Source organism: Sphaerisporangium perillae (genome assembly GCF_023276435.1).
GTDB lineage: Bacteria > Actinomycetota > Actinomycetes > Streptosporangiales > Streptosporangiaceae > Sphaerisporangium > Sphaerisporangium perillae.
Window position 1 is genome coordinate 60,733 of the sequence record NZ_JALLPO010000001.1, and the last position, 13,765, is coordinate 74,497.

Here is a 13,765-nt window from a genome sequence, read left to right on the forward strand (position 1 = left end):
CAGTCCAGCTATTTCTTCTACCCCACTACCGGTAGATTCTCTACATGATCGAGGTACGACGGCTGCGCATCCTCCAGGAGCTCGACGCCCAGGGCACGGTCGCGGGGGCGGCCCGCGCCCTGCACCTGACGCCGTCGGCGGTCTCGCAGCAGCTCGCCGTCCTCGCCAAGGAGGCGGGCGCGGAGCTGCTCGAACGGGACGGGCGGCGCGTGCGGCTGACCGGGGCGGGACACGTGCTGCTGGCCCACGCCCACGCGGTGATCGCGCAGCTCGAGGCGGCGCGGTCCGATCTCGCCGCGCACGCCGAGGGCCGCATAGGTCTCGAACGGGCCGGCGGCTTCCCCTCGGCGATCCGCCACCTCCTCGCCCCGGCCGCGGCCGCGCTGCGCGAGACCCACCCCGGGTGGCGCACCGAGATCTCCGAGGTGGAGACGGAGGTCGCCCTGCCCCTCCTGGCCCAGGGCGACCTGGACCTGATCGTCGTGATGTCCTCCTCGCGCCTGCCCCGCCACGAGGACCCCCGCGTCCGCCTCGTGGAGCTGCTCACCGACCCCTTCGACGCGGCCCTCCCCTCCTGCCACCCTCTGGCCCGCGGCCACGCCGGACCTCCAGGCGTGCCGCCGTCTCCCGCCGCCCCGGCCCCCGACGCGATGACGCGGGACGAGCTCGATCTGGCCGCGCTGGCGGAGGACGACTGGGTGGTGTCCGGACCGGGGACCGCCTGCCGCGAGGTGCTGGAGGCGGCATGCCGGGGATCGGGCTTCCAGCCCCGAATCGCGCACTGCGCCACCGACTTCAACGCCGTCCTGGCTCTGGTCGGCTGCGGCCTCGGCGTGACCCTCGTACCGCGCATGATCGGCGCCGGGGACGCCCCAGGGGTGTGCGTGCGCCCGCTGCGAGGCCCGTCCGTCCCGTCCCGCCGCCTGTACGCCGCCCTGCGCCGCGGCACCGGCAGCACCCCGCTGCTGGCCGCGCTCCAGCGGCAGGCCGCCCGCCTGGGACGATCACCGGGGTCCCCTGCCGGACCTGAGACGGGTGCGGCGGTCAGTCCCCGAGCCGCGCGAGGCGTTCGGCGAGGAAGTCGCGTTCGAGGGCGTTCTCGGTGAGCAGCAGGGCCTCCTCGTAGGCCGTGCGGGCCTCGGCCGTGCGCCCGAGACGGCGCAGGAAGTCGGCGCGGGAGGCGGCGAGGTAGCCGTAACCGGCGAGCTGTGGTTCGGCGGCGAGCGCGTCGAGTTCCGCGAGCCCCCGGACGGGACCGGCGGCGAATCCCACGGCGACGGCCCGGTTGAGCGCCACCACCGGCGACGGCCAGATCCGTACGAGCAGGTCGTAGAGCGCCACCACCTCGCTCCAGTCGGTGGCGTCCCACGTCGGCGCCTCCGAGTGGACGGCCGCGATGGCGGCCATCAGCACGAAGCGGCCCGGCGGGCGCCGCCGTAGCGCCTCCTGGACGAGCGGGACCCCCTCGCCGATCGCGGTCCGGTCCCAGCTCGAACGGTCCTGCTCGGCGAGCGGCAGCAGGCGGCCGTCCCGTGCCACCCGGGTGGCGCTCCTGGCGTCGGTCAGCAGGATCAGCGCTAGGAGACCGGCGACGTCCGCGTCGTCCGGCAGCAGCGTCCGCAGCATGCGCGCGAGGTCGAGCGAGAGCTCCACGAGGTCGCGGCGGACCAGGGAGTCGCCCGCCGGGGCGGTGTGCCCGGTCGTGAACAGCAGGTGCACGACGGTGAGCACCGCGTCGATGCGCGCGGGCAGCGCCTCGGCCGGTGGCAAGCGATACGGGATGCGGGCGGCGGCGATCTTCTTCTTGGCCCTGGTGATGCGGGCCGCCATAGTGGGCTCGCTGACCAGGAAGGCGCGCGCGACCTCGGCCGTGGTCAGCCCGCACAGCAGGCGCAGTGTCAGGGCGACCCGCGCCTGCGGCGCTATCGCGGGGTGGCAGCAGGTGAAGATCAGCCGCAGCCGGTCGTCCGCCACCTCGTGCCCGCCCGTCTCGTCCGTCTCGTCCGAGGCTGTCTCGATCCGGTCGTCCAGCAGGAGGGGCAGGGACCTGCGCATCGTCGCGTCCCGGCGCAGCAGGTCGAGGGCACGGTTCTTCGCCACCGTCGTCAGCCAGGCCCCCGGGCTGGCCGGGACGCCGCGCGTCCCCCAGGTCGTCAGCGCCTTCGCGTACGCGTCCTGGACGCACTCTTCGGCCAGGTCGAGGTCGCGCGTGACGCGCACCGTCGCGGCGAGCACGAAGGCCCACTCACGACGGTGCGCGTCCGCGACCGCGGCGGCCACGGCCGGCGTCATGTCACTCGAAGATCTGCACCGGACGGACCTCGACGCCCCCGTACGGCGCCGGGACCTGCTTGCCCACGGCGATCGCCTCGTCGAGGTCGGCCGCCTCGATGAGGTAGTAGTCGCAGATGACCTCCTTGGTCTCGACGAACGGCCCGTCGGTGACCAGGAAGTCGCCGGAGGAGTCCTTGCGGATGGAGGTGGCGGTGGAGGTCGGGTGCAGCGCGTCACCACCGAGCAGCGCGGCCGCGTTGTTCTCGCCGAACGCGGTGTGCTCCTTGTAGGTCCGGTCGAAGTCCTCCGGGCCGGCCCCGGTCCAGGAGGCTTCGTCCTCGTAGATGAGAACCAGGTACTTCGCCATCATGCGGTCCTTTCGTCCTGTGCCCGGCCTGCGTCCGGGCTTGGTACTCCTACCGACGCGCGCCACCCGCCCAGATCGACAGAGCACGCGAAGATTTTCGCTACATGCTCCCCAGGGCCTTCACGAGCGCCGTCGCGGCCGGGGCGATATGGCGGCCGTGGAGGAGTTCGGTCCGGTGGACCAGGCGCGGCAGGGCCACCGGCACGGCCACGACCGAACCGGCGACGACGCAGTGGCCCGTGCCGGGGCCGGCCAGAAGGGCCGTTTCGGGGACGACCGCCAGGCCGTGGCCGGAGGCGACCAGCGCGAAGAGGGATGCCGTGTCGGTTCCCGCGTAGTCCAGGGAGACACGCAGGCCGTCGGAGCCCACCGCCGCGCGCAGGTAGGCGAGCGGCGCGGCCACGTCGGGCGCGTCGATCCAGCGGGCGTCCACCAGATCGTGCAGCCGCAGGGCACTCCGTGTGGCCAGGGGATGCCCGGCGGGCAGCAGCACCATGACGGGTCCCTCGGCGATCCCCATGGTGGTCAGCGCGCCGAGGTCGGACAGGTGGAGCGGGTCGCTGGGCGCGGTCACCCCGTCGACGAGCGCGAGATGCAGTTCTCCGGCCATGACGGCGGCGACGATGGCCTGGCGGCCCGCGACGCGCAGGGTGAGGTCCAGGTTCGGCGTGGTGCGGCGCATCCGTGCCAGGGCGCCGGCGAGCCGGTGCGGCACGGCCAGGGGCGAGGCGCCGACCGTCAGGCGGCCGGGCGGCTCTCCGGCGACCGCGGCCACGTCGGCGCGCGCGGCGTCCAGCCGGAGCAGGATCGGCGCCGCGTGCTCCAGCAGTCGCTCGCCGGCCTCGGTCGGGCCGACCGGCCGCCGGTGCAGCAGCGCCACGCCGAGATCGGACTCGAGCGCCGCCACGTGCTGGGACACCGCCGACTGCGTGTAGCCCAGCTCGCGGGCCGCCGCGGAGAACGACGCGCATCTGATGACGGCGACGAACGTGCGCAGGAGATGGGGGTCCATTCGATAAGTGTCTCTTATGCGGGAATGGGGAATCATCGTTGGCGCTTAACGGGCTGTAGGCGTGACGATGTCCTCATGTCACAGATCTCGCCGGAACCGGAGACCCCCGCCCCCGCTCCGGCCGCCGCCGTACCGGCCCCTGCCCCGTTCCTTGGCTCGCACGTCGCCCGCATCGCGATCGTCGGCGACCGTTCCGCGCATGTGCGGGCGCATGGGCGCATCCCCGTGCTGCTGGACGCGCTGCGCGAGCGGCACCGGCTCGACCTGGACGCGTACTGGATCCCGAGCCGTGACGCGGAGGACGAGCACGCGCTGGGCGGTTTTGACGGCGTCTGGCTGGTGCCCGGCAGCCCGTACCGCAGCGAGGCCGGTGCGGTCGCGGCCGTCCGGGCGGCGCGGGAGGGCGGCGTGCCCTTCCTCGGCACGTGCGGAGGGTTCCAGCACGCCCTGCTGGAGTTCGCCCGGGACGTCTGCGGCATGACGGGCGCGCGGCACGAGGAGAACCGCGAGGAGGACATGCCGCCGCCCGCGGGAGAGGGGCGCGGTGCCGGGTCCACCCCGGACGGATACACGCCGCTCATCGTGCCGCTGGCGTGCTCCCTCGCCGGGCACGAGAGCGCGGTGCGGATCACGCCCGGGTCGCTGGCCGAGCGGGTACTCGGGACGAACCGGACGATCGAGCGGTACAACTGCTCGTACGGGCTCGACCCGCTCCACCTGGGCACGCTGCGCGCGCACGGCATGCGCTTCACCGGCTACGACGACGAGGGAGAGGCGCGCATCGCCGAGCTGCCCGGCCATCCCTTCTTCCTCTGCACGCTCTTCCAGCCCGAACTGGCGGGCGACGGCACCCGTCCCCACCCGATCATCCGCGCCTTCGCCGCCGCGGCGACCGAGCACGCCCGGACGCTCGTGGCCACCTGACCGGCATGCTCGCCGAGCCGGGACAAAGGCGGCCGGGTCACAGGGCGCGGCGGAGCCATTCCTCGACGCCGGCGACGTGGACGGTGGCCCAGGCGCGGGCGACGTCGGGCTGGCGGGCGGCGATCGCCTCGTATATCGCGGCGTGCTGCTCCCTGGTCTTGGTGGTGGCCCCCTCCTGGGTGAGGCCGCGCCAGATGCGGGCGCGGGTGGTGGGGCCGGACAGGCTCTCGATGAGCGAGCAGAGCACGGTGTTGCCGGAGCCCTTGGCGATGTGCTGGTGGAACTCCAGGTCGTTGGCGACGAGTTGCTCGATGCTCGGTTCGTCGGGGAGGGCGTCGAAGATGGCCCGCAGCTCCTCGACCTGCCGCTCGCCCATCGCGACCGCCGCCATGGCCGTGGCGGCGGGTTCGAGGATGCGGCGGACCTGGAAGAACTCCAGCACGGTGTCGTCGCGGTGGAAGTCGACCACGAAGGAGAGGGCGTCGAGCAGGAGGTGCGGCTCCAGGCTGGTGACGTAGGTGCCGTCGCCCTGCCGCACGTCCAGCACGTTGATCAGGGCCAGCGCGCGGACGGCCTCGCGGAGCGAGTTGCGGGACAGGCCGAGCCGCTCGGCGAGGTCGGCCTCCTTGGGGAGCCTCGCGCCGGGGCCGAGCTCACCCGAGACGATCATTCCCTTGATCTTGTCGATCGCCGCGTCCGTGACCGCCACGGAGTCACCCACCTCTGGAGTTCAACCCACGCCCAGACATCCGATGTCTATGAGTGTATGGGGTCAATATGACGTGACTGTGAACCGTACGGGATCGCCGGGAGCGCCAGATGTGCGGTGGACCTCGTCACGGACCTCCAATGTCCGCAGGTGTGCCGCGGCCTCTGCGGCCGCCATGCCGCGCTGCGCCGGGCCGAGGTCGGACCATGGCCGGTTCCAGGTCATCCGCTCGGCGACCTCCCAGATCGTCAACGGCTCTCCAGGGAGCCCGGCCATCAGGTCGCGCAGCCGGAGGAGCTTGTCCTCGTGGTGGTCGCGGATCTCAGCCGCGCGGGCCGCCGCGTCGGGGAAGGTCCACTCGTGGGCGGGGAGGGCTTCGGTGTCTCCCAGTTCGGCCACCCGCGTGAGCGACGCCAGGAAGTCGCCGAGCGGGTCGACGTCCTGCCTGTCGTACGGATAAATGCCGATATGGGGAGTGATGCCGGGCAGCACGTGGTCGCCGGTGAACAGCCGGTCGGCGTCCTCCAGGTGCAGGCACACGTGCCCCGGCGTGTGCCCGGGCGTCCAGACCGTGCGCAGCACGCGGCCCGGCAGGTCGACCAGGTCCCCGTCCCGCAGCTCCAGATCGGGCTGCGCGGGCGCGTCCGGCCGGGCGGAGCGCTGGACGGCGTCCGCGTCGGACCCGGCGCCCGCGCGCCGCATCATCTCGGCCTGGAAGTCGCGGTGCGAGCCGTCGGGCAGGCCCCGGATGAGCCGTACGAGCGCGGCGTCCGCCTCGTGCATGGCGATCCAGGCACCCGACGCCTCGCGCACCTGCCCGGCGAGCCCGGCGTGGTCGGGATGGTGGTGGGTGACGACCACCCCGCGGACCGAGCGGACGTCCACGCCGACGGCGGCCAGCCCGTCCCGGAGCGCCGCCCAGGCGTCCTCGTGGTTCCAACCTGCGTCCACGAGCACCGGCCCGGCGGGGGACTCGATGGCGTACACCAGCGTGTACCCGAGCGGATTGCCGGGGATCGGGACCGGGACGCTCCACACCCCGCCGCCCAGGTCGGCGGGCCGCTGCGCGCTGTAGAGCCTGCGTCCGGTCTTCACGTGCGCTCGAGAACGGTGGCGGTGGCCAGGGCGCCTCCGGCGCACATCGAGACCAGGGCGGTCGAGGAGTCCGACCTCTCCAGCTCGTGCAGGGCCGTTGTGATCAGGCGCGAGCCGGTCGCGCCCACCGGGTGGCCGAGCGCGATGGCGCCGCCGTTGACGTTGAGGTGGTCCATCTCAGGATGATGCACCGACGCCCACGACAGCACCACGGCCGCGAACGCCTCGTTCACCTCGAACCGGTCGATGTCGCCGGCCGTCATGCCCGACATGGCCAGGACCTTGGCCGTGGCGTCCACGGGCCCGTCCAGGTGGTAGTACGGCTCGGAGCCCACGAGCGCCTGGGCGAGGATGCGGGCGCGCGGCCGCAGCCCGTGCCGGGTCGCGGCCTCCTCGCTCATCAGCAGCACGGCCGCCGCGCCGTCGGAGATCTGGGAGGAGGTGCCCGCCGTGTGCAGGGCGTTCTCGCCGAGCACCGGCTTGAGCCGCGCCAGCCCCTCGGCCGTGGTCTCACGCAGGCCCTGGTCCCTGGTGACCGTGTGGGTCTCGCCGGTCGGCTGCCCGTCCTCGCCCAGCACGGGCGCCGTCACGGGGATGATCTCGCGATCGAACCGGCCGTCGGCCCAGGCCTTCGCGGCGAGCTGCTGGGAGCGGGCGCCGAACCGGTCGAGCTGTTCCCGCGTGAGCCCGCGCCGCCGGGCGATGCGCTCGGCGGCGGTGAACTGGTCGGGCAGGTCGATGGACCAGTCGTCCGGCCGGGGGTTGGCGGGCAGCACGTTGCTGCCGAGCGGCTGGCGGCTCATGACCTCGACCCCGCAGGCGATGCCGGCGTCGATCACGCCGGCCTGGATCAGGGCGGCGACCAGGTGCACGGCCTGCTGGGAGGAGCCGCACTGGGCGTCCACCGTCGTCACCCCGGTCTGGTACGGCAGGCCGGCGTAGAGCCACGCGTGGCGGCCGATGTGCCCGCCCTGCTCGCCCGCCTGGGTCACGCACCCGGCGAACACCTGCCCGACGATCGCCGGGTCGATGCCCGACCTCTCCACGACGCCCTTCAGGGCCGCCGCGAGCAGCGCCTGAGGTTTGATCCCCGCCAGCCGGCCGTTGCGCTTGCCTATGGGTGTGCGTACGGCCTCGACGATCACCGGCGTGCCCATGCGGGGCCTCCTCAACGTTCGAACATTGTTCTGGTCGAGACTGTAACTTGTTCTATTTTGGTACGGAAGCCTTGCGGAGGCCCCGGCCGTGGGACGCCCCGAATACCTCGCGCGTCACGGCGCGGGGATGTCCGTTTCAGTCCGAGTCGATGGGGATGTTGCCCGTCAGACGCGCGGGTCGTAGTGCGGATTGGCGACGAAGGCGTCGAAGCTCTTGGTCTCGGGGTTGTACGACCAGGCTCCCCGGATGAATCTCCGATGTCTGACCCCCGGGCGGAGCCGGCGCGATCGCGGGCAGGCGAAGCGTCACGCTGTGCCGGGCACGGCGGGCCGGCGGCCAGAACGCGTCAGCCGTTGAAGCCGGCCAGCAGGCGCCCGGCGGCGATTTCGATGCGGCGCTGGATCTGCTCGTAGGTGCGCCGGCCGCGGAGCATCTCGAGCAGCTCCTGCACCCACACGCTCGCCAGCGAGCCCGCCAGGGCGAACTGCTCCTCCGAGGCCGACTCCGCCGTCAGGCCGTTGCCCGAGACGCGCAGAAGCAGGACGGCAATGCGGTCGCCGAACGGGACCTGAACCTCCGCCATGATGAGGGAACGGATCAGCGCGTCGGCCAGCTCGGGCTCGCGCATCAGGCCGCGGGTCGCCCGCATGAGCACGTCGACCGCCCGGCCGTCCGGGGTCTCGGCGCTGGGCGGGCGCCGCTCGATGCTGCTCTCGAGAAGGTCGATCTCCTCCCCGACGACGGCCACCAGGAGGTCCATCTTGGAGGGGAAGTAGCGATAGAGCGTTCCCAGGGCCACCCCGGCACGCTCGGCGACGGTCCTCATCTGCATGGCCTCGACGCCGCCTCGTGATGCGAGCGCGGCCGCGGCCTGGACGATGCGCTTGCGCCGTTGGTGCTGGCTGCGCGTGCGGACCCCGGAGGAGACCCGGGCCGCCGGAGGCGGGTGCACCGCGTGGTCACCGCCGTCGGCGCCGATGACGGCGGGGACGGCTGCGGTGCCGGCATGCGAATGGCGCATGAGAACACGTTACCGGATTAAGCGCAGGTAGGGCTTGTTACTCGTCAGTCACAAAGAACGCCTGTCTTGCATGACATTTGTGTTGCACGCAGATGTCCGGTGGGCGTCGCGTCAGATCACTCTGGACACAGATTAGAATCTGTTCTAGTTTGCGGCTGACCGGTCTCCACTGGGGCTCGGCCGGGCTCATGGAAGGCGCCGTGATGGATTTCGACCTTGACGAGACGCAGGCGGAGCTGAAGAAGCTGGCCGCGGGCCTGTTCGGCCGGGAGGCCGGCCACGACCGCCTCGTGGACCACGAGAAGAGCGGCCGCCCGTACGACGCCGCGCTCTGGGCGGCGGTGGCGCGAGCCGGGCTGATCGGGGTGTGCCTGCCGGAGGAGGCGGGCGGCGCCGGGCTCGGCGCGGTGGAGATGGCCGTGATCCTCCGGGAGGCGGGGGCGCGGGTGATCCCGGTCCCGCTCCAGGACGGCCTGGTGGCGGCGATGGTCATCGGGCGGTACGGCTCCGCCGGGCAGCGCGCGATGCTGGCCCGCCTGGGCGAGGGCGAGATCGTGCTGACCTCGGCGCCACTGGAACCCGGCCGCGACCTCGGCGCTCCACCGGGGACGACGGCCCGGCGCACCGGCGAGGGCGGACCCGGCGGGGCGGAGACGGGTGACGCGGCCGGGGACGGCGGCGGATGGGTGCTCTCTGGAAGCAAGACCATGGTGTCCTACGCCGCCGAGTCCGCGGCGATCGTGGTGCCCGCGTCGACCCCGCAGGGAGTCGGCCTCTTCCTGGTCAGGCCCGAGGCGGCGACGCTGCGGCCGGTGCCCGCCGCGACGGGAGAGCCCGTCTCGGCCCTGATCCTGGACGGCACCCCGGCCGAGCCGCTCGGCGAGCCGGACGGCCGGGCCTTCGCCACCCTGCGGCTGCTGACTCTGGTGGCCCTCACGGCGAGCGCCTCCGGCGTGCTGGCGGGGGCGCTGGAGCTGACCACCCAGTACATCAAGACCCGCAAGCAGTTCGACCGCGCGCTGGCGGAGTTCCAGGCGGTGACGATGCAGATCGCCGACGTCTACATCGCCGGGCGGGCGCTCGACGTGGCGGTCTGGTCGGGCGCCTGGCGCGTCGACCAGGGACTGGACGACGCCGAGCTGGACCTGGCCGTCGCCGCCCACACGGTCACCGACGCCGCGCTCGCCGCCCTGTACACCTGCCAGCACCTGCACGGCGGCATCGGCCTGGACATCACCTACCCACTGCACCGCTACTTCGCCTGGGGCAAGCACCGGGCGCACCTCCTCGGTGGCGTGGAGGCCCGGCTCGACACGATGGGAGCGCTCGTCTGATGCTCATCGACCTGACGCCCGAGCAGAAGCGGCTCCGCGACGAACTGCGCGAGTACTTCGCCACCTGCCTGACCGCCGAGGACCGGGGGAAGATCGCCCTGGACCCGTTCGGCGAGGCGTACATGGAGCACTGCCGCCGGCTCGGCCGGGACGGCAAGCTCGGCCTCGGCTGGCCGAAGGAGTACGGCGGGGGCGGCTACGGCCCGCTGGAGCAGCAGATCTTCGCCAACGAGATCGCCCGCGCCGAGGTGCCGTACCCACTGATCACGGTGCAGACCGTGGGGCCGACCCTGATGCAGTACGGCACCGACGAGCAGAAGGACTTCTTCCTGCCCCGCATCCTCGCCGGGGACTGCCACTTCGCCGTCGGGTACAGCGAGCCGGGCGCCGGCACCGACCTGGCCTCGCTGCGCACGACGGCGATCAGGGACGGCGACCACTACGTCGTCAACGGGCAGAAGATCTTCACTTCGGGCGCGCACTACGCCCACTACGTCTGGATGGCCGTCCGCACCGACCCGGAGGCCAAGAAGCACCGCGGCATCTCGATGATGATCGTCGACACCCGGGATCCGGGGTTCTCCTGGACGTCGATCGTGACCATAGACGGGCGCCATCACACCAACTCGACGTACTACTCCGACATCAAGGTGCCGGTGAGCATGCTGGTCGGCGAGGAGGGCAAAGGCTGGGACATCATCGTCAGCCAGCTCAACCACGAGCGGGTCACGCTCGGCCCGGCCGGCAACATCGCCCGCTTGTACGACCGGTTCGCCGCCTGGGCGCGGGCTACCGGCGCGATCGAGGAGCCCGCGGTACGCCGGGCCCTCGGGCGCGTGTACGTCTACTTCCGCACCAACGAGCTGCTCAACTGGCAGGTCGCGGCGAACATGGACCTCGGCTGGCTCGGGGCGCCCGACGCCTCCGCCACCAAGGTCTACGGCTCGGAGCGCATGCAGGACGTCGGCCGGATCATCGGGGAGACGCTGGCACGCTTCGGCGACCCGTCGGACCCGGAGACCGCCGCCTTCGTCGAGCAGCTCGACCGGTCGGTCAAGGGGGCGATCGTGCTGACCTTCGGCGGCGGGGTCAACGAGGTCCAGCGCGAGCTCATCGGGATGCTCGGCCTGTCACTCCCGCGCCCGCCCCGATGACGCGGCGGCAGCGCCGCCGAGCACGGGCCGCATCGGGCACGGACTGAGGAGAGAGATTGTCGACGACGGCTGAACCGGGCGTCGCGGAGCCGGCCGCGACGGGCGTCCACGAGCGGTTCACCGCCCTGGCCGAACGGCAGATCGAGCTGGGCGAGGTGCGCGGCGCCGCCGCCGCCGATCCGGTGAACCTGCCGATGATCCGGCACTGGACCGCCGCGATGGGGGACGCCAACCCGGTGTACACCGACGCGGCGTTCGCGGGCGCGAGCGTGCACGGGGAGATCGTCGCACCGCCCGCGATGGCGCAGGTGTGGACGATGCCCGGGCTGGGCGGCGGCAAGGGCGGGACGAGCCCGGTGGACGAGCTGATGGTGGCACTCGACGAGGACGGCTTCACCGGAGTGGTCGCCACCAACTGCGAGCAGACCTATCACCGGTACGCGCGGCTGGGGGAGCGGCTGGTCCCCGCCACGCGGATGACCGGCCTCGCCGGGCCGAAGACCACGGCGCTCGGAGTGGGATATTTCGTGACCTGGCTGGTCACCTGGTACTCCGAGGACGAACCAGTCGCGGAAATGATGTTCCGGGTATTGAAGTTTCGTCCCCGGGAGGAGAAAGCCGCGCCCGAGGAGCGCACGCGATACCCCCTCAGGCCGGCCGTCAACAGGGACACGGCGTTCTTCTGGGAAGGTGTTCAGGAAGGCGAACTACGGATCCAGAAATGCGGTGACTGTGGTGAGCTGCGGCACCCGCCCGGACCGGTCTGCCCCTCGTGCCGGTCGGCCAACCGGGTGTACGCCGTGGCGAGCGGGCTCGGCGAGGTCTACAGCTTCGTCGTGCACCACAACCCTCCGGTACCGGGGATCGAGACGCCTTTCGTGGTGGCCGTAATTGCATTACCCGAAGGAATACGCGTTGTCGGAAATGTCGTGGAATGTTCACCGGAAAAGGTGGGTATCGGTATGCCGGTACGCGTGGAATACCGAGAGATGGACGACGAGCTGACCTTGCCGATGTGGGTACCCCGGGAGTCATGATGCGCACCCTGACGGAAGACGACATCGAGTGCGGAACCGTGCTCCCCCCGTTGCACATCGAGCTGACCCCGACGACGGTCATCTCCACGGCCCTGGCCACCATGGACTTCACGCCGGTCCACCACGACACCGAGCGTGCGCAGGCCCAGAGCTCCAAGGACATCTTCCTGAACATCCTGACGACCATGGGGCTGGTGGAGCGCTACGTCACCGACTGGGCCGGGCCGGAGGCCCTGATCCGCGGCATCAACGTCCGGCTCGGCGTCCCCGCGTACGCCGGGGACACGCTCACGCTCAGCGGGACGGTCATCTCCCGCGAGGACGGCGAGGTGACGGTCCAGGTCCGCGGCGCGGTCAGCCTCGGCGACCACGCCACCGGCACCGTCCGCTTCTGCCTCCCCTGTTGACGCCGCCCCGGCCGCTCCGCCGCCCTCCTCGGACCCGCGCCCGCGCTCCCCGCTGAGGCGTCCGCCGTCAGAAAGGCCCATCACGTGCACTCGCTCTCCGGTCATACGGCCGTCGCGGGCATCGGCGCCACCGAGTTCTCCAAGGCCTCCGGCCGTACGGAGCTCCAGCTGGCCGCCGAGGCCGTCTTCGCCGCCCTGGACGACGCCGGACTGGCGCCCTCCGAGGTGGACGGCCTGGTGACCTACACCCAGGACGGCAACCAGGAGATCGCGGTCGCCCGCGAGGTCGGCATCGGCGACCTGTCCTTCTTCTCCCGGGTCGACTACGGGGGAGGCGCGGCCTGCGGCACGGTGCTCCACGCCGCCATGGCGGTCGCCACCGGCGCCGCCTCCACGGTGGTCTGCTACCGGGCCTTCAACGAGCGGTCCGGACGCCGGTTCGGCCAGCCGGACGCCCGGCTCGGCGGCGAGCCGTCGTCGCACGGCATGGAGATGAGCTGGCACGTCCCGTTCGGGTTGATGACCCCGGCCGCGTGGGTCGCGATGTTCGCCCGGCGGTACATGCACGCCTACGGGGCGACGTCGGAGGACTTCGGCCGCGTCGCGGTGGCCATGCGCCGGCACGCGGCGGTCAACCCGGCGGCCTGGTTCTACCAGCGGCCGATCACCTTGGAGGAGCACCAGGCGTCCAAGTGGATCGTGGAGCCGCTGCACCTGCTCGACTGCTGCCAGGAGAGCGACGGGGCCGTGGCGCTGGTCGTCACCTCCGCGGAGCGGGCCAGGGACCTGCGGCGGTCGCCGGCCGTCATCACCGCCGCGGCGCAGGGGTCGGGGGCCGGGCAGATGATGATGACGAGCTTCTACCGGGACGACATGAGCGGCCTGCAGGAGATGGGGGTCGTGGCACGCGGCCTCTGGGAGATGTCGGGAATGTCACCACGGGACATCCAGGCCGCCATCCTCTACGACCACTTCACGCCGTTCGTGCTGAGCCAGCTGGAGGAGCTGGGCTTCTGCGGCAGGGGAGAGGCCAGGGACTTCATGGCCGGCGGCGGCATCGAGATCGACGGCCACCTGCCGGTGAACCCGCACGGCGGCCAGCTCGGCGAGGCGTACATCCACGGCATGAACGGCATCGCCGAAGCCGTGCGCCAGATCAGGGGGACCTCCGTCAACCAGGTCGAAGGCACCCAGAACGTCCTGGTCACCGCCGGCACCGGCGTCCCGACGAGCGGCCTCATCCTCTCCCGCGAGTGACCCCTAGCGCTTCAGC

Annotated in this window: 14 protein-coding genes; 7 read left to right on the forward strand and 7 right to left on the reverse strand. The window is 72.1% G+C overall.

Going from position 1 to position 13,765, the window contains the following annotated elements; translation table 11 throughout:
- Positions 1-44 precede the first annotated feature (44 nt).
- Positions 45-1,106: a LysR family transcriptional regulator gene (locus MYF83_RS00270; RefSeq protein ID WP_248958063.1), complete on the forward strand. Its 1,062-nt coding sequence runs from the start codon at positions 45-47 to the stop codon at positions 1,104-1,106.
- Here the strand turns inward: MYF83_RS00270 and MYF83_RS00275 are convergent.
- The 3 genes from MYF83_RS00275 to MYF83_RS00285 form a co-directional block, all read right to left on the reverse strand.
- A complete protein-coding gene (locus MYF83_RS00275) occupies positions 1,045-2,292 on the reverse strand; it encodes an RNA polymerase sigma factor (protein ID WP_248958064.1) in 1,248 nt (415 codons plus the stop codon). The genes MYF83_RS00270 and MYF83_RS00275 overlap by 62 nt on opposite strands.
- A 1-nt stretch (position 2,293) precedes the next feature.
- Complete coding sequence (locus MYF83_RS00280; protein WP_248958065.1) at positions 2,294-2,641, reverse strand: YciI family protein; 348 nt, start codon at positions 2,639-2,641, stop codon at positions 2,294-2,296.
- A gap of 100 nt (positions 2,642-2,741) precedes the next feature.
- Positions 2,742-3,653: a LysR family transcriptional regulator gene (locus MYF83_RS00285; RefSeq protein WP_279338905.1), complete on the reverse strand. Its 912-nt coding sequence runs from the start codon at positions 3,651-3,653 to the stop codon at positions 2,742-2,744.
- A 75-nt stretch (positions 3,654-3,728) separates the two neighbouring features.
- Here MYF83_RS00285 and MYF83_RS00295 point away from each other — a divergent pair, with 75 nt between their 5' ends.
- Positions 3,729-4,577, forward strand: coding sequence for a glutamine amidotransferase-related protein (locus tag MYF83_RS00295; RefSeq protein WP_248958066.1), 849 nt, complete (start codon positions 3,729-3,731; stop codon positions 4,575-4,577).
- A gap of 37 nt (positions 4,578-4,614) precedes the next feature.
- Here MYF83_RS00295 and MYF83_RS00300 read toward each other — a convergent pair whose 3' ends face one another.
- From MYF83_RS00300 to MYF83_RS00315, 4 genes are all read right to left on the reverse strand, one after another.
- On the reverse strand, positions 4,615-5,286 hold the full coding sequence (locus MYF83_RS00300; RefSeq protein ID WP_248958067.1) for a FadR/GntR family transcriptional regulator: 672 nt from the start codon (positions 5,284-5,286) through the stop codon (positions 4,615-4,617).
- Positions 5,287-5,349: 63 nt separating this feature from the next.
- Positions 5,350-6,381 carry an MBL fold metallo-hydrolase gene (locus MYF83_RS00305; protein ID WP_248958068.1) on the reverse strand — a complete coding sequence of 344 codons (1,032 nt, stop codon included), beginning with the start codon at positions 6,379-6,381 and terminating at the stop codon, positions 5,350-5,352.
- Positions 6,378-7,538: a steroid 3-ketoacyl-CoA thiolase gene (locus MYF83_RS00310; protein ID WP_248958069.1), complete on the reverse strand. Its 1,161-nt coding sequence runs from the start codon at positions 7,536-7,538 to the stop codon at positions 6,378-6,380. The genes MYF83_RS00305 and MYF83_RS00310 overlap by 4 nt, the downstream gene beginning before the upstream one ends.
- A 347-nt stretch (positions 7,539-7,885) precedes the next feature.
- Positions 7,886-8,560 (reverse strand): TetR family transcriptional regulator, encoded by a 675-nt coding sequence (locus MYF83_RS00315; protein WP_248958070.1) that lies wholly within the window; start codon positions 8,558-8,560, stop codon positions 7,886-7,888.
- Between the two features lie 203 nt (positions 8,561-8,763).
- Between MYF83_RS00315 and MYF83_RS00320 the strand changes: the two genes are divergently transcribed.
- The 5 genes from MYF83_RS00320 to MYF83_RS00340 all read left to right on the forward strand — a co-directional run bounded on the left by MYF83_RS00320 (position 8,764) and on the right by MYF83_RS00340 (position 13,749).
- A complete protein-coding gene (locus tag MYF83_RS00320) occupies positions 8,764-9,894 on the forward strand; it encodes an acyl-CoA dehydrogenase family protein (RefSeq protein WP_248958071.1) in 1,131 nt (376 codons plus the stop codon).
- Positions 9,894-11,048 carry an acyl-CoA dehydrogenase family protein gene (locus MYF83_RS00325; protein WP_248958072.1) on the forward strand — a complete coding sequence of 385 codons (1,155 nt, stop codon included), beginning with the start codon at positions 9,894-9,896 and terminating at the stop codon, positions 11,046-11,048. Before MYF83_RS00320 ends, MYF83_RS00325 begins: the two co-directional genes overlap by 1 nt.
- 56 nt (positions 11,049-11,104) lie before the next feature.
- On the forward strand, positions 11,105-12,085 hold the full coding sequence (locus MYF83_RS00330; RefSeq protein ID WP_248958073.1) for a bifunctional MaoC family dehydratase N-terminal/OB-fold nucleic acid binding domain-containing protein: 981 nt from the start codon (positions 11,105-11,107) through the stop codon (positions 12,083-12,085).
- Positions 12,082-12,492, forward strand: coding sequence for a MaoC family dehydratase (locus MYF83_RS00335; RefSeq protein WP_279338906.1), 411 nt, complete (start codon positions 12,082-12,084; stop codon positions 12,490-12,492). The genes MYF83_RS00330 and MYF83_RS00335 overlap by 4 nt, the downstream gene beginning before the upstream one ends.
- 84 nt (positions 12,493-12,576) lie before the next feature.
- A complete protein-coding gene (locus MYF83_RS00340) occupies positions 12,577-13,749 on the forward strand; it encodes a lipid-transfer protein (protein ID WP_248958074.1) in 1,173 nt (390 codons plus the stop codon).
- The last annotated feature ends 16 nt before the right edge of the window (positions 13,750-13,765 follow it).

Bases quoted from the DNA above. Each gene is read 5' to 3' on its own strand.
- MYF83_RS00270 (WP_248958063.1), top strand. From the start codon at position 45: ATGATCGAGGTACGACGGCTGCGCATCCTCCAGGAGCTCGACGCCCAG.
- MYF83_RS00275 (WP_248958064.1), bottom strand. From the start codon at position 2,292: ATGACGCCGGCCGTGGCCGCCGCGGTCGCGGACGCGCACCGTCGTGAG.
- MYF83_RS00280 (WP_248958065.1), bottom strand. From the start codon at position 2,641: ATGGCGAAGTACCTGGTTCTCATCTACGAGGACGAAGCCTCCTGGACC.
- MYF83_RS00285 (WP_279338905.1), bottom strand. From the start codon at position 3,653: ATGGACCCCCATCTCCTGCGCACGTTCGTCGCCGTCATCAGATGCGCG.
- MYF83_RS00295 (WP_248958066.1), top strand. From the start codon at position 3,729: ATGTCACAGATCTCGCCGGAACCGGAGACCCCCGCCCCCGCTCCGGCC.
- MYF83_RS00310 (WP_248958069.1), bottom strand. From the start codon at position 7,538: ATGGGCACGCCGGTGATCGTCGAGGCCGTACGCACACCCATAGGCAAG.
- MYF83_RS00315 (WP_248958070.1), bottom strand. From the start codon at position 8,560: ATGCGCCATTCGCATGCCGGCACCGCAGCCGTCCCCGCCGTCATCGGC.
- MYF83_RS00320 (WP_248958071.1), top strand. From the start codon at position 8,764: ATGGATTTCGACCTTGACGAGACGCAGGCGGAGCTGAAGAAGCTGGCC.
- MYF83_RS00325 (WP_248958072.1), top strand. From the start codon at position 9,894: ATGCTCATCGACCTGACGCCCGAGCAGAAGCGGCTCCGCGACGAACTG.
- MYF83_RS00335 (WP_279338906.1), top strand. From the start codon at position 12,082: ATGATGCGCACCCTGACGGAAGACGACATCGAGTGCGGAACCGTGCTC.